The organism is Massilia sp. 01N410 (genome assembly GCF_056399665.1).
This window is the reverse complement of record NZ_JBFTRV010000021.1, coordinates 24,382-47,381: the sequence shown is the minus strand read 5'-3', so window position 1 is coordinate 47,381 and position 23,000 is coordinate 24,382. Positions and strand designations below refer to the sequence as shown.

Annotated in this window: 18 protein-coding genes; 13 read left to right on the top strand and 5 right to left on the bottom strand. The window is 66.7% G+C overall.

What is annotated here, in order from left to right; genetic code table 11:
• Window positions 1-27 precede the first annotated feature (27 nt).
• The 10 genes from AC1DOP_RS22730 to AC1DOP_RS22685 all read left to right on the top strand — a co-directional run bounded on the left by AC1DOP_RS22730 (window position 28) and on the right by AC1DOP_RS22685 (window position 10,569).
• On the top strand, window positions 28-2,307 hold the full coding sequence (locus AC1DOP_RS22730) for a penicillin acylase family protein (RefSeq protein ID WP_477253506.1): 2,280 nt from the start codon (window positions 28-30) through the stop codon (window positions 2,305-2,307).
• A 154-nt stretch (window positions 2,308-2,461) separates the two neighbouring features.
• The gene (locus AC1DOP_RS22725) at window positions 2,462-2,605 is read left to right on the top strand and encodes a hypothetical protein (RefSeq protein ID WP_477253504.1); all 144 of its coding nucleotides are present in this window, start codon (window positions 2,462-2,464) and stop codon (window positions 2,603-2,605) included.
• Window positions 2,606-2,755: 150 nt separating this feature from the next.
• Window positions 2,756-3,085 (top strand): PEP-CTERM sorting domain-containing protein, encoded by a 330-nt coding sequence (locus AC1DOP_RS22720; RefSeq protein WP_477253502.1) that lies wholly within the window; start codon window positions 2,756-2,758, stop codon window positions 3,083-3,085.
• A 120-nt stretch (window positions 3,086-3,205) separates the two neighbouring features.
• Window positions 3,206-3,757 carry a thymidine kinase gene (locus AC1DOP_RS22715; protein ID WP_441933225.1) on the top strand — a complete coding sequence of 184 codons (552 nt, stop codon included), beginning with the start codon at window positions 3,206-3,208 and terminating at the stop codon, window positions 3,755-3,757.
• Between the two features lie 13 nt (window positions 3,758-3,770).
• Window positions 3,771-4,280, top strand: coding sequence for a hypothetical protein (locus AC1DOP_RS22710; RefSeq protein ID WP_441933223.1), 510 nt, complete (start codon window positions 3,771-3,773; stop codon window positions 4,278-4,280).
• Window positions 4,281-4,397: 117 nt separating this feature from the next.
• Window positions 4,398-6,686 carry a carboxy terminal-processing peptidase gene (locus AC1DOP_RS22705; protein ID WP_477253499.1) on the top strand — a complete coding sequence of 763 codons (2,289 nt, stop codon included), beginning with the start codon at window positions 4,398-4,400 and terminating at the stop codon, window positions 6,684-6,686.
• A 189-nt stretch (window positions 6,687-6,875) separates the two neighbouring features.
• Window positions 6,876-7,595, top strand: a complete 720-nt coding sequence (locus AC1DOP_RS22700; protein ID WP_441933219.1) for a PEP-CTERM sorting domain-containing protein — start codon at window positions 6,876-6,878, stop codon at window positions 7,593-7,595.
• A gap of 137 nt (window positions 7,596-7,732) precedes the next feature.
• Complete coding sequence (locus AC1DOP_RS22695; protein WP_441933217.1) at window positions 7,733-8,923, top strand: acyl-CoA dehydrogenase family protein; 1,191 nt, start codon at window positions 7,733-7,735, stop codon at window positions 8,921-8,923.
• Between the two features lie 24 nt (window positions 8,924-8,947).
• Window positions 8,948-10,105, top strand: a complete 1,158-nt coding sequence (locus AC1DOP_RS22690; protein ID WP_441933215.1) for an acyl-CoA dehydrogenase family protein — start codon at window positions 8,948-8,950, stop codon at window positions 10,103-10,105.
• A complete protein-coding gene (locus AC1DOP_RS22685) occupies window positions 10,102-10,569 on the top strand; it encodes a MaoC family dehydratase (RefSeq protein WP_441933213.1) in 468 nt (155 codons plus the stop codon). The genes AC1DOP_RS22690 and AC1DOP_RS22685 overlap by 4 nt, the downstream gene beginning before the upstream one ends.
• Window positions 10,570-10,576: 7 nt before the next feature.
• On the opposite strand, the gene AC1DOP_RS22680 is transcribed toward AC1DOP_RS22685, so the two are convergent.
• From AC1DOP_RS22680 to AC1DOP_RS22660, 5 genes are all read right to left on the bottom strand, one after another.
• Window positions 10,577-11,497, bottom strand: coding sequence for a diguanylate cyclase (locus AC1DOP_RS22680; RefSeq protein ID WP_441933211.1), 921 nt, complete (start codon window positions 11,495-11,497; stop codon window positions 10,577-10,579).
• A complete protein-coding gene (locus tag AC1DOP_RS22675) occupies window positions 11,494-15,990 on the bottom strand; it encodes a PAS domain-containing protein (RefSeq protein ID WP_477253495.1) in 4,497 nt (1,498 codons plus the stop codon). The genes AC1DOP_RS22680 and AC1DOP_RS22675 overlap by 4 nt, the downstream gene beginning before the upstream one ends.
• Before the next feature lie 52 nt (window positions 15,991-16,042).
• Window positions 16,043-17,263, bottom strand: coding sequence for an acyl-CoA dehydrogenase family protein (locus tag AC1DOP_RS22670; protein WP_477253493.1), 1,221 nt, complete (start codon window positions 17,261-17,263; stop codon window positions 16,043-16,045).
• A 69-nt stretch (window positions 17,264-17,332) separates the two neighbouring features.
• Window positions 17,333-18,397, bottom strand: coding sequence for a phosphotransferase (locus AC1DOP_RS22665; protein ID WP_477253491.1), 1,065 nt, complete (start codon window positions 18,395-18,397; stop codon window positions 17,333-17,335).
• Window positions 18,398-18,491: 94 nt separating this feature from the next.
• Window positions 18,492-19,190: a histidine phosphatase family protein gene (locus AC1DOP_RS22660; RefSeq protein WP_477253489.1), complete on the bottom strand. Its 699-nt coding sequence runs from the start codon at window positions 19,188-19,190 to the stop codon at window positions 18,492-18,494.
• Between the two features lie 358 nt (window positions 19,191-19,548).
• Here AC1DOP_RS22660 and AC1DOP_RS22655 point away from each other — a divergent pair, with 358 nt between their 5' ends.
• From AC1DOP_RS22655 to AC1DOP_RS22645, 3 genes are read left to right on the top strand one after another with little or no spacing between them, the layout of a single operon-like run.
• Window positions 19,549-21,255, top strand: a complete 1,707-nt coding sequence (locus tag AC1DOP_RS22655; protein ID WP_441933202.1) for a GspE/PulE family protein — start codon at window positions 19,549-19,551, stop codon at window positions 21,253-21,255.
• A gap of 3 nt (window positions 21,256-21,258) precedes the next feature.
• A complete protein-coding gene (locus AC1DOP_RS22650; RefSeq protein ID WP_441933200.1) occupies window positions 21,259-22,503 on the top strand; it encodes a type II secretion system F family protein in 1,245 nt (414 codons plus the stop codon).
• Window positions 22,500-22,979 (top strand): type II secretion system protein, encoded by a 480-nt coding sequence (locus AC1DOP_RS22645; protein ID WP_477253486.1) that lies wholly within the window; start codon window positions 22,500-22,502, stop codon window positions 22,977-22,979. Before AC1DOP_RS22650 ends, AC1DOP_RS22645 begins: the two co-directional genes overlap by 4 nt.
• Window positions 22,980-23,000: the final 21 nt, after the last annotated feature.

Below are 23,000 nucleotides of genomic sequence, written 5' to 3'. Positions count from 1 at the left end.
AACGATAACGGCATCCCCAGGAGACCAATGATGCAGACTTCCCGCCTGTTCGCCTCGACCGCCATGAGCCTGGCCGTGCTGGCTGCCTTGCCGCCGGCCGCGGTTGCTGCCACCGCTGCCACTGCGGCCGGGCCGAAAGCCGCGGTGCAGTCCGCCGCGCAGTCTGTCGCCCAATTCTCGCCCGCCGAACTGGCGCGCCTGAAGAAGGCCGCCCAGCGCGTGACCATCCTGCGCGACAAGTGGGGCATCCCCCACGTGTTCGGCAAGCGTGACGCGGACGCGGTGTTCGGCATGGTGTTCGCCCAGGCCGAGGACGACTTCAGCCGGGTCGAACTCAATTACATCAATGCGATGGGACGCCTGGCCGAGGTCGAGGGGGAATCGGCGCTCTGGCGCGACCTGCGCATGAAGCTCTACATCGACCCGGCCGACCTGAAGGCCAAGTATGCGGCCAGCCCGGCCTGGCTGAAGAAGCTGATGAACGGCTGGGCCGATGGCCTGAACTGGTACCTGGCCAGCCATCCCCAGGTGAAGCCGAAGCTGCTGACCCGCTTCGAGCCCTGGATGGCGCTCAGCTTCAGCGAGGGCAGCATCGGCGGCGACATCGAGTCGATCAACCTGAAACAGCTCGAAGCCTTCTATGAAAAGCGGCCGGCGCCCGCGCTTGCCATGTCATTCGCCATGGCCGACCTGGGCAAGGGTTTCGACAAGGAGCCGCAGGGGTCGAACGGCTTCGCGATCGCGCCCCGGCTCAGCGCCGGCAAGCACGCGCTGCTGATGATTAACCCGCACACCTCGTTCTACTTCCGTCCCGAAGTCCACATGGTCAGCGAGGAAGGCCTGAACGCCTACGGCGCCGTGACCTGGGGCCAGTTCTTCATCTACCAGGGCTTCAACGAGCGTCTCGGCTGGATGCATACTTCGGGCGGCGGCGACGTCATCGACGAATACCTGGAAACCGTGGCCGAGCGCGACGGCAAGTTCTACTACAAGTACGGCAACGAAGAACGCCCAGTGCGCAGCAGGACCATCGTGCTGCCGTACAGGACCGCGGACGGCATGGCCAGCCGCAGCGTCACCGCCTACTTCACCCACCACGGCCCGGTGATCCGGGAAGAGGGCGGCAAGTGGGTGGCCGTCAGGATGATGGACGATCCGGTGCACGCCCTCGAGCAGTCCTATGGCCGCACCAAGGCGCGCGACTACGCCGCCTTCCTGAAGGTGATGGACCTGCGCACCAACTCCTCGAACAACACCGTGTACGCGGATGCCGACGGCAATATCGCCTACTTCCACGGCAACTTCATCCCGCGCCGCGATCCGCGCTTCGACTGGACCCATCCGGTCGACGGCAGCGATCCGGCCACCGAGTGGAAGGGCCTGCACGAGGTGAAGGAAACCATCACGGTCTTCAATCCGAAGAGCGGCTATATCTCGAACACCAACAACTGGCCCTGCACCGGCTTCGGCGCCAGCAGCCCGGACTGCAAGGCCTACCCGAAATATATGTGGTCGCTGCCGCAGAACGCCCGCGGCGTGCACGCCGAACGCGTGCTGCACGACGCGAAGGACCTGACCCTCGACAGCCTGATCGGCAAGGCCTACGATCCCTACCTGACCGCCTTCGAGCCGCTGGTGCCGGCCCTGGTCAGGGACTGGGACGCGCTGCCGCAGGGCGACGCCCTCAAGGCGCGCCTGGCCGAGCAGGTGGCGCTGCTCCGCGCCTGGGACCTGCGCTGGGCTGTGGACTCGGTCCCGACCTCGCTGGCGGTCTACTGGGGCCAGGACATGGTCAAGCAGGCGGCCCAGCGCGCCCGCGCCCAGGAAACCCCGGTGGTCGACTTCATCCAGACCCGCCTGAGCGCCCAGGAACGCCTGGCGTCGCTGGCGCGTGCCTCCGACAAGCTGCAGGCCGATTTCGGCAGCTGGAAGACGCCTTGGGGCGAGATTAACCGCTTCCAGCGCATCAGCGGCGAGGTCGACCAGCACTACGACGACAGCAAGCCCAGCATCCCGGTCGGCTTCAGCTCGGCCAACTGGGGTTCGCTGGCCTCCTTCGGCATGACGGCCAAGCAGACCACCAGGCGCATCTACGGCGACCGCGGCAACAGCTTCGTCGCCGCCGTGGAGTTCGGTCCGCGCCTGCGCGCCAAGAGCATCCTGGCGGGCGGGGAAAGCGGCGATCCGAAGTCGCCGCACTTCAACGACCAGGCCGAGATGTACAGCCGCGGCCAGTTCAAGGACGTCCTCTTCTATAAAGAGGACATCGAGAAACAACTCGAGCGCAAGTATCACCCGGGACAGTAAGACGTTCTGAGCCGCCCCTGCGCGCACTTTTATGCACCGCAAGGTGGGCGTAAAACGGCTGTTGGCACGATTGCAACATGGCTTGTATTCCTGATATCTACTGATGCCAGCCCAAAGGCTGTCCGATCGATGTCTCGACAACAGGAGTGCAATCGTGCCTACCAAAATGTCTCTGCTGAAACCCTTCTGCGCCGCGGCCTTGCTGTGCGCGGCCGCGGCCGCCCAGGCCGACATCACCGTCTACACCAGCCAGGCCGAGTTCCTGGCCGCGGTGCAGGCGCCCGGCGTCGACACCTAAGACGACCTGACGGTCACGCTGTACGGCGAAACCCTGACCCGCAGCGCGGGCGCCTATACGTATAACGCCTACTCGGCCACCGGCCTGTACGGCGCGGGCGGCGACGGCGGCGATTTCTGGCTGTCGAATAACACGCCGATCGCCCCGATCGTGTTCTCCAACTTCAGCGGCGGGGTGAGCGCCTTCGGCGGCAACTTCTTCGGCTCCGACGTCTTCGGCCAGTACACCACGGGCAACCTGATCCTCACGGCCATCGACGGCAGCGCGCTCAGCTATGGAGTGGCCGGCGCCGCGACCACCGACTTCCTCGGTTTCGTATCGACCGTGCCGCTGGCGGCGGTCACGATCGCCACCGACGGCGGCGTCGGCGTCTGGCCGACCGCCAACAACGTCGTGCTGGCGGTGCCGGAGCCGGCCACCTACGGCATGCTGCTGGCGGGGCTGGGCCTGGTCGGCCTGATGCGCCGCCGCAGTCGCTGAGCGCTGCGCCTTGGGCGCCGCCCGGAGGCCGATTCTGGTGCCGGGCGGTTTTCCATTGGCGGTCCGCTTGCTATAATTTTGCAAGTTAACAAGTCCAGTGGGACACAGGCGGAACGCGCAGTGGCAAAACTCTATTTCAGGTATTCGGCGATGAACGCCGGCAAATCCACCTCGCTGCTGCAGGTGGCCCACAACTACGAAGAGCAGGGCCAGGGAGTCCAGCTGTACACGGCCGCCATCGACAACCGCTACGGCGTCGGCTTGATCACCTCGCGCCTGGGGCCGCAGCGCGAAGTCGGCCTGTTCGACCAGGACACCGATTTCCTTGCCAGCGCCCCGGACGTCGCCTGCGTGCTGGTCGACGAAGCGCAGTTCCTGACCAAGGAGCAGGTGGTGCAGCTGCACCGCCTGGCACAGGTACGCGGCGTGCCGGTGATCTGCTACGGCCTGCGCAGCGATTTCCGCGGCGATCCCTTCCCCGGCTCGGCCTACCTGCTGGCGCTGGCCGACGACATCGAGGAAATCAAGAACATCTGCACCTGCGGCAAGAAGGCGACCATGAATATCCGCGTCGACGCCGAAGGCCACCGCATCCGCGAAGGCGAGCAGGTCAGCATCGGTGGCAACGAAAGCTACCGCCAGGCCTGCGGGCGCTGCTTCTACAAGGGCTGAGGGAAGCGCCGGGATGGCCGACATCCTGCTCTACCTGGTGCCCTCGCTGGCGCTGGCCTTCCTGATCTGGATGGTGACCTCGCTGCATCCGCTGTTCTTCGTGTTCAGCGCGGTCGGCACCCTGTGCCACGAGCTGGCGCATTTTGCGGTCGGCCTGCTGCTGGGCGCCGACCCGACCGGCTTCTCGATCATCCCGCGCCGCCAGGGACGCACCTGGGAGCTGGGCTCGGTCACCTTCGCCAACCTGCGCTGGTATAACGCGGCCCCGGCCGCGCTGGCGCCGCTGCTGGTGCTGCTGGTGCCGCTTGCGGTGGCCTGGTGGCGCACCCGCGGCGCCTGGAGCTTCGGTCCGGCCGACCTGGCCCTGACCCTTCTGCTGGCGCCGCAATTCCTGTCCTTCTGGCCGTCCCCGGTGGACTGGCGGCTGGCCGCGCGCAGCTGGCCCTGGCTGGTGATTATCATGGTGACAGCGATCGCCATGTTCTGGTTCCGACCGAGTCTGTTTCAATTTGTAAAAGCCTGAGCTTCGCTGGGTGGCGCAGACTTAAGCTCGGCTGAATATGCGTGCAGGCCGACTCTACGTCGCCCTGGTATCCTGTAGAATTGGTCGCACGAGAGAATCCGCCCGGAGAAACGAACAATGAAGAAGCAGATGTTGATGGTTGCGCTGGCGTTGGCCTTTTCCGCCCACGTCGTCACGGCGCAGCCGGAAAAAGTGCAGGCCAACGCGGCCCAGACCAATGCGGCCCAGACCAACGCGGGCCCGCTGAAGCCGACCGCTGCCCAGACCCAGGCGGCGCTGTGGGCATCGCGCGTGCTGGCGCGCTACCACTACAAGGCGATGCCGCTGGACGACGTGATGTCGGCCAAGATTTACGACAACTACTTCAAGACCCTCGACAGCGAGAAGCTGTATTTCACCCAGGCCGACCTCGACCAGTTCGCGCCGGCCCGCACCAAGTTCGACGACGCCATCAACAACGAAGACCTGACCCTGCCGTTCCAGATCTTCAACGTCTACCAGCAGCGCTTCAGCGACCGCATGGCCTATGCGCGCGAACTGGTCCAGAAGGGCAATTTCGATTTCACCACCAACGAAACCCTGCAGATCGACCGCGAGAAAGCCCCGTGGGCGAAGAACGAGGACGAAGCCCGCGACCTGTGGCGCAAGCGTGTGAAGAACGACTGGCTGCGCCTGAAGCTGGCCGGCAAGGACGACAAGGGCATCCGCGAGACCCTCGACAAGCGCTATGAGGGCTACCAGAACCGCCTCAAGAAGCTGAACAACGAGGACGTGTTCCAGATGTTCATGAACGCCTACGCCACCGCGATCGAGCCGCACACCAACTACCTGGGCCCACGCTCGGCCGAGAACTTCGACATCATGATGCGCCTGTCGCTGGACGGCATCGGCGCCGTGCTGCAGTCGCGCGACGATTACACGGTGATCCGCGAGGTCGTCCCCGGCGGCCCGGCCGACAAGTCCGGCAAGCTGAAGGTCGGCGACCGCATCGTCGGCGTCGCCCAGGGCAATGGCCCGTTCACCGACGTGATGGGCTGGCGCATCGACGACGTGGTGCAGCTGGTGCGCGGCGAACGCAACTCCACCGTGCGCCTTGACGTGCTGCCGGCCGACGCCGGCCAGGACGGCAAGCACGTCACGATCCCGCTGGTGCGCCAGAAGATCAGCATGGAAGAACAGTCGGCCAAGAAGCAGATCATCGAAGTGAAAGAAAACGGCGTCAAGCGCCGCATCGGCATCGTCTCGCTGCCGACCTTCTACCAGGACTTCGAGGCCCGCCGCAAGGGCGACAAGGACTTCAAGAGCGCAACCCGCGACGTCCAGCGCATCCTGGGCGAACTCAAGAAAGAGAAGGTCGACAACGTCCTGATCGACCTGCGCAACAACGGCGGCGGCTCGCTGATCGAGGCGGTCGAACTGACCGGCCTGTTCATCGACAAGGGTCCGGTGGTGCAGCAGCGCACCGCCGAGGGTCGCATCGACGTCGAGAGCGACACGAATGCCGGCCTGGCCTGGGACGGTCCGATGGGCGTGCTGATCAACCGCGGTTCGGCCTCGGCGTCCGAGATTTTCGCCGCCGCGATCCAGGATTACGGCCGCGGCATCGTGATCGGCGAGCCCAGCTTCGGCAAGGGCACGGTCCAGACCCTGATCAACCTCGACCGCTTCTCGCAGAACGACAAGATGAAGTACGGCGAGCTGAAGATGACCATCGCCCAGTTCTTCCGTATCAACGGCGGCACCACCCAGCTGCGCGGTGTGACGCCGGACATCAAGCTGCCGGTGACCTCCGATGCCGAGAACTTCGGCGAGTCGTCCTACGACAATGCGCTGCCCTGGGTGCAGATCAAGCCGGCAACCTACCTGCCTGCCGGCGACCTGAAGGAACTGATCACGCCGCTGCAGAAGCGCCACGATGCCCGGGTCGCCAAGGACAAGGAATTCCGCGATATCGAGCAGGACATCGCCGAAGCCCTGAAGCTGCGCAAGGATAACGTCATCTCGCTGAACGAAGCGGTGCGCCGCAAGGAACGCGAGAACCAGGAAGCCAAGGCCCGCCTGCGCGAATCGCGCCTGGCGGACGCCCAGGACCCGGGCAAAGCCGACGAGCCGGTGGCCGGTCCGGGCAGCAAGGAGCAGCGCGCCAAGGCGCCGAACCCGACCGCGCCGAAGAAGAGCAATGTGGTGCTGAAGGGCGCGCCGCGTGCCGACGACGGCCTGCAGGGTGACGAGCGCAGCCTGGCGGCGGAAATCGCCGCCGAGAAGGCCGCCAAGAATGCCAAGGACGTCTACCTGCAGGAAGCCGCCCATATCCTGGCCGACGAGGCCGGCATGCTGAAGGCCGATACGCGTATGGCATCGCGCACCATGCCATACATGTCAGGATTGAAACAAAGCGGCAACTGAGTCGTTATTGATAAGGTAATATCTGATTTTGCTGTCGGACTACTCCGACAAGGCCCAAAAAACAGGCTGTTCCCTAGGGAGCAGCCTTTTTTTATGCGTTTCAATTGAAATTTGCCCTTCTTGCATTCGTGTTATGGTTACTCAGCAATTGTAGTAATCATAATTTTAACATTCAGTAAGGAGCGCGAAATGACAATACGTTATCTCATCGGGGCAGCCTTGATGGCCGGTGCATGCGTGGCGCATGCAGACGTCATCCCGGCAGCGGGCGGCGCCGGCATCGTCAACGGCAGCAATGTTGCCGGCGCAGTGGGTGACTCGAGCGTGATCGCCGGGGTCAACCGCGGCGCTGGCAGCGACGCCCTGGTCCAGGCCCTGTACCAGAAAGTCAGCGCCAGCGTCGGCAGCGACATGAAGGTATCCCTGCGCCAAGGCATCGACGGTGTCTATGTGACCGGCCTGAGCACCGCCAAGGCGGCCGCCCTGGCGGGCGACGGCATGTCGGTGGTGGCCACCCCGGACGGCTACAAGATCGTCGACAACTCGGGCGGCAATTCCGGCGCCGGCAACTCCACCGCCGGCGGCGGCGCCCAGGCCGGTAACAATGGCGGTGCCAACAGTGGCATCACCACCCCGAACACCGGTGCGCCCACCGAAACCGGCGCCAACACCGGCACCGACAAGCTGACCGGCAACGGTAATACCTCGACCGAGGGCGGTATCGGTGGCTCCGGCGGCAACGGTGGCATCGGCGGTAACACCGACATCAGCATCGGCATCGGTAACGGTAACGGTAATGGCAGCGGCAACCTGGCCGACGCCACCGACCTGCCGGAACCGTCGACCGTGGCGCTGATGCTCGCCGGCCTGCTGGGCGTCGCCGGTCTCGGCCGTCGTCGCGCGCGCTGATCCAGGAGCGCAGGCAACACCTCTCCAGCGGGCTGCGGCCCGCTTTTTTTTCGTCCAAACGGCTGAGCAAATTCGGGTACAATCTTTGGAACGATCGTGCTTTTTTGGCGCGCCGCAAAGAACAACGAGGAGACCCCATGGACCTGAATTACACGAGCGAAGACCTGGCCTTCCGCGACCAGGTACGCGCCTTCCTGGAGGCGGAGCTGCCGTCCGACCTGCAGCACAAGGTGCTCAACCACCTGCGGCTCGGCAAGGACGACTACGTCCGCTGGCACAAGATCCTGGCGCGCCAGGGTTGGGTGGCGCCGGGCTGGCCGAAGGAATACGGCGGTCCCGGCTGGACGCCGGCGCAGCGCCACATCTTCGAGGAAGAATGCGCGCGCGCCGGCACGCCGCAAATCATGCCCTTCGGCGTGAACATGGTGGCGCCGGTGATCATGGCTTTCGGCAGCCAGGCGCAGAAGGACACCTACCTCCCGCGCATCCTGTCCTGCGAGGACTGGTGGTGCCAGGGCTATTCCGAACCGGGCGCCGGCTCCGACCTGGCGTCGCTGAAGACCACCGCCGTGCGCGAGGGCGACGAATACATCGTCAACGGCCAGAAGACCTGGACCACGCTGGCCCAGCACGCCGACATGATCTTCTGTCTGGTGCGCACCGATCCGGGTGTGCGCAAGCAGGAGGGCATCTCCTTCCTCCTGATCGACATGCACAGCCCCGGCATCACCGTGCGGCCCATCATCATGCTGGACGAGGACCACGAGGTGAATGAGGTCTTCTTCGACAACGTGCGGGTGCCGGCGGCCAACCTGGTCGGCCAGGAGAACCGTGGCTGGACCTACGCCAAATACCTGCTGGGCCACGAGCGCACCGGCATCGCCGCCGTCGGCCGCTCCAAGCGCGAGCTGGCGCGCCTGAAGCGCCTGGCCGGCCGCGAGCAGAAGAACGGCCGTCCGCTGATCGAGGATCCGCTGTTCGGCGCCAGGGTGGCCGAGCTCGAAATCGAACTGATGGCGCTCGAAACCACCGTGCTGCGCGTGCTGGCGCAAGCGGACAAGGCGCCGGGACCGGAAGCCTCGGTGCTGAAGGTGCGCGGCACCGAGATCCAGCAGCGCCTCACGGAACTGATGGTCGAAGCCGCCGGCCCGATGGCCTTGCCCTTCGACGAAGCCTACCTGGAGGGCGAGCGCGAACACAGCGTCTTCGACGACGATTTCGCCGCGCCGCTGCTGTCCCACTACTTCAACTATCGCAAGACCTCGATCTACGGCGGGTCGAACGAGATCCAACGCAACATCATCTCCCAGATGATCCTGGGCCTGTAAGGAACGCTTGTAAGGAAAATGAGCATGGACTTCGCATTCAAGGAAGAGCAGCTGCAACTGGCCGACGCCCTCAAGCGCTGGATCGCGCGCGATTACGGCGTCGAGGCGCGCCGCGAGATCGTGCGCTCGTCCGCCGGCACCTCGGAACAGGCATGGGCCACGATGGCCGAGCTGGGCCTGACCGCGCTGCCGGTGCCGGAAGAGCAGGGCGGTTTTTCAGGCGACGCCGTCGACATGTTCGTCGTGATGCAGGAGCTGGGCCGCGGGCTGGTGGTCGAACCCTATTTCGCCACCGTGCTGGGCGCCGAATTCCTGCGCCTGGGCGGCGGCCACGGGGCCCTGCTGGAACGGATCGCGGCGGGCGAACTGAAGCTGGCCTGCGCGCTGGGCGAACGCCAGTCGCGCCACGACATGCGCGACATTGCGACCCGCGCCGAACGCGACGGCGGGGGCTGGCGCCTCAGCGGCGAGAAGAAAGTGGTGCTGCACGGCGCCCAGGCCGGGATGCTGGTCGTGTCCGCACGCAGCGGCGGCGGGCAGCGCGGCGAGGACGGCATCGCCCTGTTCGCGGTACCGGCCGATGCCGAAGGCGTGCACGTCACCGAATACCGCATGCTGGACGGGCAGCGCGCCGCCGACGTCCGCCTGGACGGCGTGCGGGTCGACGCCGCGGCCGCGATCGGCCAGCCCGGCGCCGGCTGGCCGCTGCTCGAAGCGGCCCTCGACTACGGCGCCGGCCTGCTGTGCGCGGAAGCCGTGGGCGCGATGGACGCGCTGTTCGCCGCCACCCTCGAGTACCTGAAGACGCGCCAGCAGTTCGGGGTCCCGATCGGCAAGTTCCAGGCCCTGCAGCACCGCATGGCCGACATGTACATCCACCTCGAGCAGGCCCGTTCGATGGCGTTGCTGGCGGCCGTGCGCCTGCGCGGCGGCGAAGTGGCCGCGCGCCGGCAGGCGGTGTCGGCAGCCAAGTACCGGGTCGGCCAGGCGGCGCGCTTCGTCGGCCAGCAGGCGGTCCAGCTGCACGGCGGCATGGGCGTCACCGACGAACTGGCGGCGGCCCATTACTTCAAGCGCCTGAGCACGATCGAACTGACGCTGGGCGATTCGGACCACCACCTGGCGCGCTTCATGGCGCAGCCGGATTTCACCGGCCAGGCGGCGGCAGCGGAGGCGCCATGAGTGCCGAAAACAGCATCGACTGGTATTTCGAAGACTTCTTCCCGGGCCAGGACATCGACCTCGGCACCCGTGCCGTGACCGAAGAGGAGATCATCGCCTTCGCCTCGGCCTACGATCCGCAGCCCTTCCACGTCGACAGGGAAGCGGCCTCGCACTCCATCTACGGCGGCGTGATCGCCAGCGGCTGGCATACCTGCGGCATGATGATGCGGATGGTGGTCGACGGCCTGCTGGCGAAGTCCACCAGCATGGGTTCGCCGGGCCTCGACAGCGTGCGCTGGCTGGCGCCGGTACGCGCCGGCGACACGCTGAACGTGCACTACCAGACCACCCGGGTCAAGGCCTCGAACACGAAGCCGGACCGCGGCGTGGTGTGGTCGAAGTGGGTCGCGATCAACCAGCACGGCGAGACCGTCTGCACGGTCGAGGGCATGGGCATGTTCAAACGGCGTCCGGCCGCCTGAGGCCCCGTCAGCCGGCGCTGGTCCGGTACTGGTTGCGGCCGCCGGCCTTGGCCTGGTAGAGCAGGGCGTCCGCCACCTGGACCAGGTCGGCGGGCCTGCTGTGCTCGCCCGGAACCATCGACGAGATGCCGATGCTGACCGTCAGGCGCGCGCTGGTGGGCGAGGCCGCGTGCGGCAGGTCCAGCACCTCCAGCTCGTGCATCAGGCGCCGCGCGACGCCGGTGGCGCCCACTTCGTCGAGCTGGGGCAGCAGGATCGCGAATTCCTCGCCGCCGTAGCGCGCCACCAGGTCCTGGGTGCGGCCGGCGGCGCGCCGCATCGCGCCGGCCACCTGCACCAGGGTGGCGTCGCCGGCCGGATGGCCGTAATGGTCGTTGTAGAGCTTGAAGTGGTCGATGTCGACCAGCAGCAGCGACACCGCTAGCTGCGCGCGGCCGCAGCGCCGCCATTCCGTCTCCAGGCGCTCGTCGAAGGCGCGGCGGTTCGCGACCCCGGTCAGGGCGTCGGTCAGGATCAGTTCGCGCAGGGCATCGCGCTGGCGCTTGACGGTAAGCTGGGTGCGTACCCGCGCGCGCACCACGGCGGCGTTGACCGGCTTGCTGATGAAATCGGCGGCGCCGGCGCCCAGGGCGCGGGTCTCGTCCTCCGGCGACTTGAGGGCGGTGACGAAGATCACCGGGATGTCGCTGGTCTCGGGCGCGGCGAACAGTTCGCGGCACAGGGCATAGCCGTCCATGCCGGGCATGACGGCGTCCAGCAGGATCAGGTCGGGATGCTGGGTGCGGGCGATCTCGAGCGCGCGCGGACCGTCCATCGCGAACAGCACCTCGTGCTCGTCCTGCAGGGCGGCGTGCAGGATCTGGATGTTTTCCATCGCGTCGTCGACCACCAGGATGCGACCGTTGATGGCCATGTCGGTCCAGCTCATGCATCCTCCTCCTTGATCCTCAGTGTCCCTGCCAGTTGCTCCACCAGCGCGGCCGCGGTTTCGAAGCGCAGTGTGGCCACCGCCTCCGACAGCGCCGGCAGGGCCTGCGGCGCCAGCCGTGCGAGGGCCGGGCGCAGCGACTCGAACTGCGCCATCGCCTTCATGTTGTTATTTTGTAGCAAATCGCGTAAATGCGCCAACTCGTCCTGGACGGTCGGCCGTTCCAGGCCGGCGTCGGCAATGCCGGCCTGCGGCGGCGCGGAGGACGCCTCGGCCGGCAGCTCGCGCGCGGCTTCCAGCACGGTCGTCATCGCGCCTTCCAGCCGCGCCAGGCGCAGTGCCAGCGCAGCCTCGTCCTCGAAGCGAAGCGCCTGTTCGAGGTCGAGCGCGCGGCTGGCCAGTTCGGTGGCGCCGAGGTTGGCCGCGACCCCGCGCAGGCGGTGGATCAGCTGGCCGGCGCGGACCCGGTCTCCGGCGGCCAGCAGGGCGCGCACCTCGCCGATCACTGGGCCCTGCGAGCTTTCGAAGCGCCTGAACACGGCGGCAAAGCTCGCAAAGCTGCCGCCGAAGCGCGGCAGGGCGGCCTTCAGGTCGATGCCGGCCAGCAGGCCCGGCAACATCACCGGCGCCGCGCCGACCGGGTCCGCCTGGCCGTCCTCGCCGCGGCCGGTGCGGCGCCGCAAGACCTGCACCAGTTCGTCGACGTCGATCGGCTTGGCCAGGTAGCCGTCCATGCCGGCCTCCAGGGCGCGGCGCCGGTCTTCCTCCATGGCGTTGGCCGTCATCGCCAGGACCGGCAGCGTTCCATAACCCATGGCGCGGATCGCGCGCGCGGCCTCGAAACCGTCCATCACCGGCATCTGCAGGTCCATCAACACGGCGTCGTAGTGGCGGCTGCCGTCGGCCAGCATGCTGATCGCCTGCTGGCCGTTGCCGGCGAAGTCGGCCTCGGCGCCGGCGTGCTGGAGCACGAAACTGGCCACTTCCTGGTTCAGCAGGTTGTCCTCGGCCACCAGCACGCGCAGTCCGCTCAGGCGGCCGACCAGCGATGGCGCCGCCGGCCCCCTCTCGCCCGCCGCCCGGCCGTCACGCAGCTCGGCCAGCGCGTCCTCCAGCGTGGCCGGGGTGAAGGGCTTGCCGAGCACGGCGTCGACTTTCAGGTCGGCCGTCAGCGCATCCAGGCGCTCGCGCTCGGGATCGGCCGCCAGCAGGGCGCAGCGCGGCATCGCGAGCGCGCCGTCGCTGCGCGCGAAAGCCAGCACCGAGGCGCCGTCGAGGTCGGACATCGCGCTGTCGATGAAGGCCAGGTCGAAGCGGCGCGTACCGCGCAGCAGGGCCAGGGCCTCGGCGCCGGTGGCCGCGCGTTCGACGTCCCAGCCGCGGCCTTCGAGGGCTTGCGCTAGCGCTTCGCGGCTGCTGGCGTTGTCGTCGGCCACCAGCACGCTCCTGGCATCGCCGGGCGCCGCCAGCGCTGGCGCCGCGCCGCCGTCCAGCCCGAACCAGGCGGAGAAGCGGAACCGGGCTCCCTTGCCGGGCACGCTGTCCACGCGCAGGTCGCCGCCCATCAGCTCCACCAGGCGGCGGCTGATCGCCAGTCCCAGGCCGGTGCCGCCGTACTTGCGGCTGGTCGAGCTGTCGGCCTGCGAGAAGGCTTCGAACATGCGCTGCTGCTGCTCCGGCGCGATGCCGATGCCGGTGTCGCGCACCTCGAAGGCCAGTTCGGCCCGGCCGTCGCTGCTGTCGGCCAGCCCGATCGACAGCACGACCTCGCCGCGTTCGGTGAACTTGATCGCATTGCCGACCAGGTTCAGCAGCACCTGCTGCAGGCGCATCGGATCGCCCACCAGGCGCGGCGGTACGTCCGGCGCCACCGCGAACACCGGCTCGATGCCCTTGTGCCAGGCGGCGGCGGTGCCCAGCACGGCGACGCTGGCCAGCACCTCGTCGAGGCGGAAGCCGGTGCGTTCCAGCACCAGCTGGCCGGCTTCGACCTTCGAGTAATCGAGCACGTCGTTCAGCATCGACAGCAGCGACCTCGCCGCCATCTGCATCCGCGTCACGTAGGCGCGTTCGCGCCGTTCCAGCTTCGCCTCTTCGAGCAGGCGTGCCAGGCCGATGATGGCGTTCATCGGCGTGCGGATCTCGTGGCTCATATTCGCCAGGAACTGGCCCTTGGCGCTGCTGGCCGCTTCGGCGGCGTGCAGGGCGTCCTCGAGGCGCGACTGGGTGCGTTTCAGCTCGGTCACGTCCGAGTGCAGCATGTAGAAGCCGCGCACCTGGCCGGCATCGTCGAAGTCCGGGATATAGCTGCCCCAGGCCTGGATCGGCTCGGCGCCATCCCGGCGCTGCAGCTGGCGCTCGAAGAACTGCGGCTCGCCGGCCAGCACCCGGTCCAGGTAGGGCCGGACCTGGGCCATCTGGGCATCGTCCAGCAGCTCCTGGGCCGTATGGCCGATCACCTCGGCGGCCGGGCGGCCCAGCCATTCGAGATAGGGGCGGTTGGCGAACTGGCAGCGCAGCTGGGCGTCCCAGTAGCCGACCAGGGCCGGCAGGTGGTCGGTCACGGTGCGGATCATGCGTTCGTTCTGCTCGATACGCTGGCTGGCGGCGCGCAGGGCGGCGTCGGTCTGGACGCGCGCCGTGATGTCGCGCACGGTACCGTGCACGATGCCCTTGCCGCCGATCTCGACGCTGTTGAGCAGTACGTCGGCATGGAACAGGGTGCCGTCGCGGCGCATGTGGATCCACTCGAACTGGCAAAAGCCGGTGTCGATCGCGCGCCGCATGTATTCGTGGGCGAGCTGCTCGGAGCGGCGGCCGTCCGGCTGGAATTCGGGCGAGACGCTGGCCGGCGACAGCTGCAGCAGCTCGGCCAGATCGGCACAGCCGTACAGCTCCACCGCGGCCCGGTTGGCGCTCAGGTAGCCGGCGCCGAGGGCCACCAGCACGTGGGCGTCGGCGGCGCCTTCGAACAGGGCGCGGAACAGGGCCTCGTTGTCGCGGTTGCGTTCTTCCTGGCGTTTGCGCTCGGTGATGTCGAGCACCACCGCATTGATGCCGACCATCTCGCCGTCGGCATCGTAGACCGGATAGTAGCTGGAGATCCAGTGCCGCATCACGCCCGGTTCGGCCGGCGGCTCGCCGCTGTCCTCGACGTCGATCAGCGGACGCTTGCTGGCCAGGACCTGGCGGTAATGCGCCTCGATCGCCACCCCGCGCTCGCCGAACAGTTCCGGCAGGGTGCGGCCGATATGGGACGCGATCGGGATCCCGTTCACCGCCGCCAGGTAGTCGTTGATCATGATGATGCGCAGGCCGCGGTCGAGGAAGGCCAGGCCCACCGGCGCGCTGGCGTAGACATTGGCCAGCAGGGCGCTGGAGCGCTGCAGCTCGCTGGTCCGGGCCGCCACCAGGGCTTCCAGGCCCTGGCGGTATTGCAGCAGGTCGCCCTCGACCTTGCGCAGCGCGCGCGCCACCGTGGCGGCTTCCTGGGTTCGCAGCACAGGAATGTGAAGCGCGCGGCCACGTCCGAGATCGGCCGCCGGTTCCGTCAGGGCGCGGACGTCGCGCGCGATCGAGCCGCCGATGCCCCAGGCCAGCAGCAGGCTGATCGCCATCAGGAAGCCGATGCCGGCCAGGGTCGCGCCGGGCGAACGGCCCAGCAGGTCACGCGCGGCGTCGCGCGGAAAACCGATGGTGACGGTCCAGCCGTGCAGGGGCGTGCCGGCATAGGCGGCGTTGAAGATTCCCTGTCCCGGGCGCGACAGGGTCACGTTGCCGCTCGGGCTGCGCAGCAGGGCATCGCGCAGCTCGGGTGGAATCGGCGAACCGATCCCGCGCACCGCCTCGCCGCTGCGCGCCACCATCCGGCCGTGGTTGTCGTAGACGTAGGCATCCCAGCCCACGGGCAGCTGCTGGCCGGCCAGCAGTCCGACGATGCGGCGCGGGCGCTGCTCGACCGATAGCGCATACGCCACCTTGCCGTCGCGCCAGACCGGCACCGCGATCGAGATCACCCAGGGCTGGGTGGCGTTACCGCGGTGCAGGCCGGATGTGACCGCATCGCCGGTCTCGAACACGCGCCGGACGTCGGCTTCGTTGCCGCTGGTGGTCAGCGGCGTGCCCCAGGGATGGCGGGTGTCGAGCAGGTCACGGCCGTCGGCGCCGCTCAGCACGAAGGCGTAGACGGGGAATTCCGGCCGCAGCAGGCGGCGCGCGACGGCATGGAAGGTGGCGAGGTCGCCGGCCGCCAGGCTGGGCTGGTTGGCGAGGGCGCGCGCGGCGGTCTCGCCGCTGTCGAGGTCGCGGTCGACGGCCGCCGCCAGGGCGCGCGCGATCATCTGCGCATCCTGGACCACGTGCTGGGCCTCGCGGCGGTCGGCATCGCGCGCGAAGGTGAAGTAGCCGAGCAGGATCGGCAGCGCGCAGGCGAATACCAGCGTGATCAGCCGTGAGCGGATCGAAGGAAGAAAACGTCGTTGAAACAGCTGCACCGCAAACCCCGCCTGCTACGCGGAGCCCATGCGCCGCCATGAAGCGATGTTATCAGCTATATTTTGCCAGCTCCAGTTTGGCGATCGCGTTGCGGTGGACTTCGTCCGGACCGTCGGCCAGGCGCAGCGTGCGGTTGCCGGCCCACTGGTAGGCCAGCGGGAAGTCGTCCGAGACCCCGGCCGCGCCATGCGCCTGGATCGCCCAGTCCAGCACTTGCTGGGCCACGGTGGGGGCCAGCACCTTGATCATGGCGATCTCGGACTGGGCCTGCTTGTTGCCGACGGTGTCCATCAGCCATGCCGTCTTCAGGGTCAGGAGGCGCGCGGTATCGATGCGGATCCGGCTTTCGGCGATGCGTTCGCGCCAGACGCCCTGTTCCGAGATCTTGCGGCCGAAGGCGACCCGGCTGTCGAGGCGCCTGCACATCAGTTCCAGCGCACGCTCCGCGACGCCGATCGCACGCATGCAGTGGTGGATGCGGCCCGGTCCCAGGCGGCCCTGGGCGATCTCGAAACCGCGCCCTTCGCCCAGCAGGATGTTCGACGCCGGCACGCGGACGTTCTCGAACAGGATCTCGCAGTGGCCGTGGGGAGCGTCGTCGTAGCCGAACACGGGCAGCGGGCGCCTGATCGTGATGCCGGGCGTATCGCTCGGGACCAGGATCATCGACTGCTGCTGGTGGCGGGCCGCCGCCGGATCGGTCTTGCCCATCACGATGAAGAGCTTGCAGCGCGGGTCGCCGGCGCCCGAGATCCACCATTTGTGGCCGTTGATGAGGTAGTCGTCGCCGTCTCTTTCGATGCGGGTTTCGACATTGGTGGCGTCGGAGGAGGCGACGTCGGGTTCCGTCATCGCGAAGGCGGAGCGGATCTCGCCGTTCAGGAGCGGTTCGAGCCACTGGCGTTTGTGTTCCTCGGTGCCGTAGCGTTCGAGCGTCTCCATATTGCCGGTGTCGGGCGCGGAACAGTTGAAGACTTCGGGCGCCCACGCGACCCGGCCCATGATCTCGCACAGCGGCGCATAGTCGAGGTTGGCCAGGCCCTCGGGCGCACGTTCGGAGCGCGGCAGGAAGAGGTTCCACAGGCCCTGTTGGCGGGCGATCGGCTTCAGGCTCTCGACCAGGGCGGTCGGGATCCAGCGGTTTCCCTGCTGCTGGCCGTTGCGGTCGACTTCTTCCTTGAAGGCTTTCTCGTTGGGGTAGATGTGATCATCCATGAAGGCGAGCAGCCTGGATTGCAGGTCCTTGCAGCGGGTGGAGTAGTCGAAGTCCATAAGTGTTCCCAGTATGTTGTTTCCCGCGCAGGCGGGAACCCAGGTTCAGCAAGCAGGCTCTCAGCGCTTTTAGCGGCTGCGCATCGCAAACTGCCAGGCCATCTCCGCCATCGGCCGCGCAGCCTTGCCGTTCTCGAGCGCCTGGGCGCTGGAAGCGGTGCCGTCGACATAGCGCTTCATGATGCCCTGCATGATGCCGGCCAGGCGGAACAGGTTGTAGGCGAGATAAAAGTCGAAATCCTCGCGGCGGATCGTGCGGCCGGTGCGCCGGCTGTAGGCGGCGATGTACTCGTCCTGGCTTGGAATGCCCAGGGCGGGTAGGTCGAGGCCGGCGATCCCGCGGAACTTGCCGGGCGGGATATGCCAGCTGAGGCAGTGGTAGGAAAAATCGGCAGCCGGATGGCCCAAGGTCGACAGCTCCCAGTCCAGCACGGCCAGGATGCGCGGCTCGGTCGGGTGGAAGATCATATTGTCGAGACGGTAGTCGCCGTGCACGATGGACGTATCGTCGCCGGGCGGGATGTGCTGCGGCAGCCAGGCGATCAGCTTGTCCATCGCCTCGATCGTCTCGGTTTGCGAGGCCTGGTACTGCTTCGTCCAGCGCTCGATCTGGCGGCCGAAGTAGTTGCCGGGCTTGCCGTAGTCGCCCAGGCCGATGGCGGCGTAGTCGATCGTGTGCAGCTGGGCGATCACGCGATTCAGTTCGTCGTAGATGGCGGCGCGCTCTTCGCGGCTCATGCCGGGGAGGGACTGGTCCCACAGAACGCGGCCTTCGACGAATTCCATCACGAAGAAGGCGCGGCCGATGATCGATTCGTCCAGGCACAGGGCGTACTGGCGCGCGACCGGGAAGCCGGCCTTGTGCAGCGCGTCCATCACGCGGAATTCGCGGTCGATGGCATGCGCCGAAGGGAGCAGCTTGGCCGCGGGGCCGGGCTTGGCGCGCAAGACATAATGACGGCCGCCGGCGGACAGCTTGAAGGTCGGATTCGACTGGCCGCCCTTGAACTGCTCCACCGCCGGCGTGCCGCCGGGGTAGTCTTCCACATGCTGCTGAAGCCAGGCGCCGAGGGCTGCGCCGTCGAAGCGCTGGCGTTCGGATACTGGCTTGGTGCCTATCATCTCTTCGAACATCGTGTCTCCCTTAGTGCCGTCGTTCCCGCGCAGGCGGGGGCCCATGCTGCTTTTTCCGCTAAATAATAGCGCAAGCCAGAACGAGCGTGCTTTTTTAACGCGACTTGCGGTACTGCTCGAACAACAACTCCATGGTGGTCGCCCGCGCCTGCGGCTGCAGCGGCTCCGGCGGGCTGTGGTTCACGCAGCGCACCACCCAGTCGCGCTCATCCTCTCCGACGTCGAGCGCATTGATGCATCCCGGCGCCTGCGCAAGGCCGCCCAGGAAAAGCCGCTGGCCGGTGAGTGCCAGCGACAGGATCGCGCAATTGACGCCGCCGTGCAGCACCAGCAGCACCGTGTCCCAGTCCGCATCGGCACGCAGCCGCTCGATGGCCGGGTGGACGCGGTCCATCAGCTCGCCCACCGACTCGCCGCCCAGGAAGCGCTGTCCGGCCGGCACCAGGCCCTCGAAAGCCCCGGTGAAGGCGCGTTTCAGCTCGGCGGTCGGAATCTTGGACAGCCGGCCACCGCGAATCTCCTCCAGTTCCGGCCAGATCTCGGGTGCGATCGCCTGCCCGGTCACCGCCAGCACCCGCGCCGCGGTCTCGACGGTACGCGGCAGCCCGGAAACGATCACGCGGTCGAAGCGCACACCGGCAGCAGCAAAAGCAAGACCGGCCGCATCGGCCTGCGCCCGGCCATCCTCGTTCAGCGGCACAGTCTCCGGAAGGTAGGGCTTACCAGCGGTATCGAAATAAGTAACGCTGCCATGGCGCATCAAAAAAATCCGCCGGCGTACGGCACGACGCATGCGTCCTCCATCTATCAAAAATTCGGGGTCAGAGCACTTTATTCGCTAAGTTCGGGGTCAGAGCACATTTTCGGGCAATGTCCTTTACTCACTTCTCAGCCAGTCGCTTCCACGATGGCGGCGCCGGCTATACAGGGGGCGGAGAAGTAATTGTGTCTTTGGGGCAATTTCCTCAAAAAGTGCTCTGACCCCGAATTTGGTGAGAAAAGTGCTCTGACCCCGGTTTGGTGTTGGTCATATTACATGGCGAATACGCTTGACGTTACGTATGGACGACAGAACTTAATTCCATGAGTCAATGTTTGGACTTTCTGTTTTACAATTGAAGGACTAGTCCTACAAAACGTTAAAGGGTGTCATGGCGAGGCCAGAAAAAGTCCGGCTTGGGGAAATCCTGGTGCAACAGAAGCTCCTGTCGGAAGAGCAGCTGAATGCGGCGCTGGGTGACCAGAAGCGCACCGGGCGCAAGCTGGGCCGGGTGTTCGTCGAGAGCGGCTTCGTCACCGAAGAGCAGATCTCCGGCGCACTGGCGCGCCAGCTCGGCATCCCTTACATCAATCTCAAGTTCTACAACATCAACCAGGACGTGGTCCGGCTGATGCCCGAGACCCAGGCGCGGCGCTTCCGTGCGCTGGTGCTGGAAGACCGCAGCGAGACCGTGCTGGTCGGTGTCTCCGATCCGACCGACCTGTTCGCCTACGACGAGATCGCGCGCCTGCTCAAGAAGACCATCGAGCTGGCGGTGGTCAACGAGACCGAGGTGCTGCAGGCGATCGACCGCATCTACCGCCGCACCGGCGAGATCACCGGTCTGGCGCGCGAGCTGGAGCAGGACCTGGGCGACACCACCTCGGTCGACTTCGGCGCCCTGGCATCCAACTCCGGGCTCGAAGAAGCGCCGGTGGTCAAGCTGCTGCAGTCGGTGTTCGACGATGCCGCCCAGGTGCGTGCCTCCGACATCCACATCGAGCCGCAGGACGGCCGCCTGCAGATCCGCTTTCGCATCGACGGCGTGCTGCACCTGCAGACCGAGGCCGACATCAAGATCGCGACCCCGCTGGCGCTGCGCCTCAAATTGATGGCCGACCTCGACATCTCCGAGAAGCGCCTGCCGCAGGACGGCCGCTTCGCGGTCAAGGTCCGCAACCAGCGCATCGACGTGCGTATCTCGACCATGCCGACCCAGTACGGCGAATCGGTCGTCATGCGTCTGCTGAACCAGGTCGGCATGAACCTGCGCCTGGACGCGATCGGCATGCATCCGCGCCTGGTCGAGCGCTTCCGCGCCATCGTCCAGCGCCCCAACGGCCTGGTGCTGGTGACCGGCCCCACGGGTTCCGGCAAGACGACCACGCTGTACAGCGCGCTGGCCGAACTCAACTCGGTCGAGAAGAAGCTGATCACGGTCGAGGACCCGGTCGAATACCGCCTCCCGGGCATCAACCAGGTGCAGGTGAACGACAAGATCGAACTGAATTTCGCCCGCGTGCTGCGCAGCGCGCTGCGCCAGGACCCGGACATCGTGCTGGTCGGCGAGATGCGCGACCAGGAGACCGCTCAGATCGGCCTGCGCGCCGCCATGACCGGTCACCTGGTGCTGTCGACCCTGCACACCAACGATGCCGCCAGCACGCCGCTGCGCCTGATGGACATGGGCGTGCCGCGCTACATGGTGGGCGGCTCGCTGCAGGCCGTGCTGGCGCAGCGCCTGGTGCGCGTGATCTGCGAGAGCTGCGCCCAGCCGTATGCGGCGCCGGCGCCGGAGCGCGCCTGGCTGCGTGCGGAACTGGGTGACCGCGCCGAGAGCGTGCCGCTGTTCCACGGGCGCGGATGCTCGCACTGCAACGGTACCGGCTACCGCGGCCGCACCGGCGTCTACGAGTTGCTCGAGATGACGCGCGCCGTGCACGAAGCGATCAACCATCCGGACCCCGGCCATTTCCTGAAGGCGGCCCATGCGGAGATGCGCGGCGAGACCCTGCGCCGCAGCGCGGTGCGCCTGGCGGTGCAGGGCAAGACCACGGTGGGAGAAGCCATGCGCGTCAGTAACCAGCTCGAGGACTAAAGCGTGCCGTTCTTTGCCTACAAAGGCCGCAACGGAAGCGGCGAACTGGTGGCTGGCGTGCTCGAGGGCCTGGACGCCGGCGCGGTCGCCGACCAGTTGTTCGGCGGCGGCGTGACCCCGATCGAGATCAGCCCGACCACGCGCAAGTCGGCCTCCGTGTCCGGCGGCGAAGAGGACGGCCTGTGGGCGCGCCTGACGCGCAAGAAGGTGACCTCGCTCGACGTCCAGCTGTTCAGCCGCCAGATCTATACGCTGCTGAAGTCGGGCGTGCCGATCATGCGCGGGCTGGGCGGACTGCAGGAGTCGGCCGTCAACAAGAGCTTTGCGGTCGTGATCCGCGACCTGCGCGAGTCGCTCGACGCCGGCCGCGAACTGTCGACCGCGATGCGTCGCCACCCCGAGTGCTTCTCGCCCTTCTACCTGGCGATGGTGCGCGTCGGCGAGATGACAGGGCGACTGGAGGAAGTCTTCCTGCGCCTGTTCGATCACCTGGAGTTCGACCGCGACATGCGCGAGCGCGTGAAGACGGCGCTGCGCTATCCGAGCTTCGTGATCATTGCGATGGCGGTAGCGATGATTGTCGTGAACCTGTTCGTGATTCCGCAGTTCGAGAAGGTCTTCAACAGCTTCCACGCCGAGCTGCCGCTGATGACGCGGATCCTGATCGGCTTTTCGCGTTTCACGGTGGCGTGGTGGCCGGCATTCGGCGTCGCCGCCGCAGGCATGTTCTTCGGCTTTCGCGCCTGGACCCGTAGCGGCGCCGGCAGGCTGGCCTGGGACCGCTACAAACTCCGCCTGCCGATCGCCGGCAAGATCGTCCACAAGGCGACCATGGCGCGCTTCGCCCGCAGCTTCGCGCTGTCGATCCGCAGCGGCGTGCCGATCGTGCAGGCGCTGACGGTGGTGTCGCAGACCGCCGACAACGCCTACCTGGCGATGCGCATCGAGCAGATGCGCGACGGCGTCGAACGCGGCGAGAGCATCCTGCGCACCGCCACCAATGCGCAGGTGTTCACGCCGATCGTGCTGCAGATGATCGCCGTCGGCGAGGAATCCGGCTCGCTCGACGACCTGATGGACGAAATCGCGATGATGTACGAACGCGAAGTCGATTACGAACTGAAGACCCTGTCGAGCCAGATCGAGCCGATCCTGATCACCTTCCTCGGCGTGATGGTGCTGGTGCTGGCGCTGGGTATCTTCCTGCCGATCTGGGACCTGGGCAAAGCTGCCCTGCACAACAAATGAAGCCAGGATTTCCACACAAAGCCCAGCGCGGTTTCACGCTGCTGGAATTCGCCGCCGTGATGGTGGTATCGAGCATCGTCAGCGCCGTCGCGCTGGACCGCTTCGAGTTCTACCGCGAGCAGGCCGAGATCGCGGCGGCGCGCCAGGTCGTGGCTGCGCTGCGAACCTCGCTGCAGGTACGCAGCAGCCAGCTGATGTCCAGCGGCCGCGACCAGGAGCTGCAGCGCCTGGCGGCCGACAATCCGATCAAGCTGCTGGCCTGGAAGCCCGCGAATTACCTGGGCGAATACTATGCGCCCGACCCCAGGGAGATCGGCGCTCCGGGCTGGGTGTTTGACCCGCGCGACAAAACTCTTGTGTATTTACCCAAAAACACTGAAAGTTTTTCCTTTAGTACATCTAGATTGCTTAGATTCAAGGTAGAATTTCTGCGCGCAAGCAAGAAAAGCCTGGCCCTGAATCAAGTCAGCGGATAGGCGGTCTTAAACCACCACGAG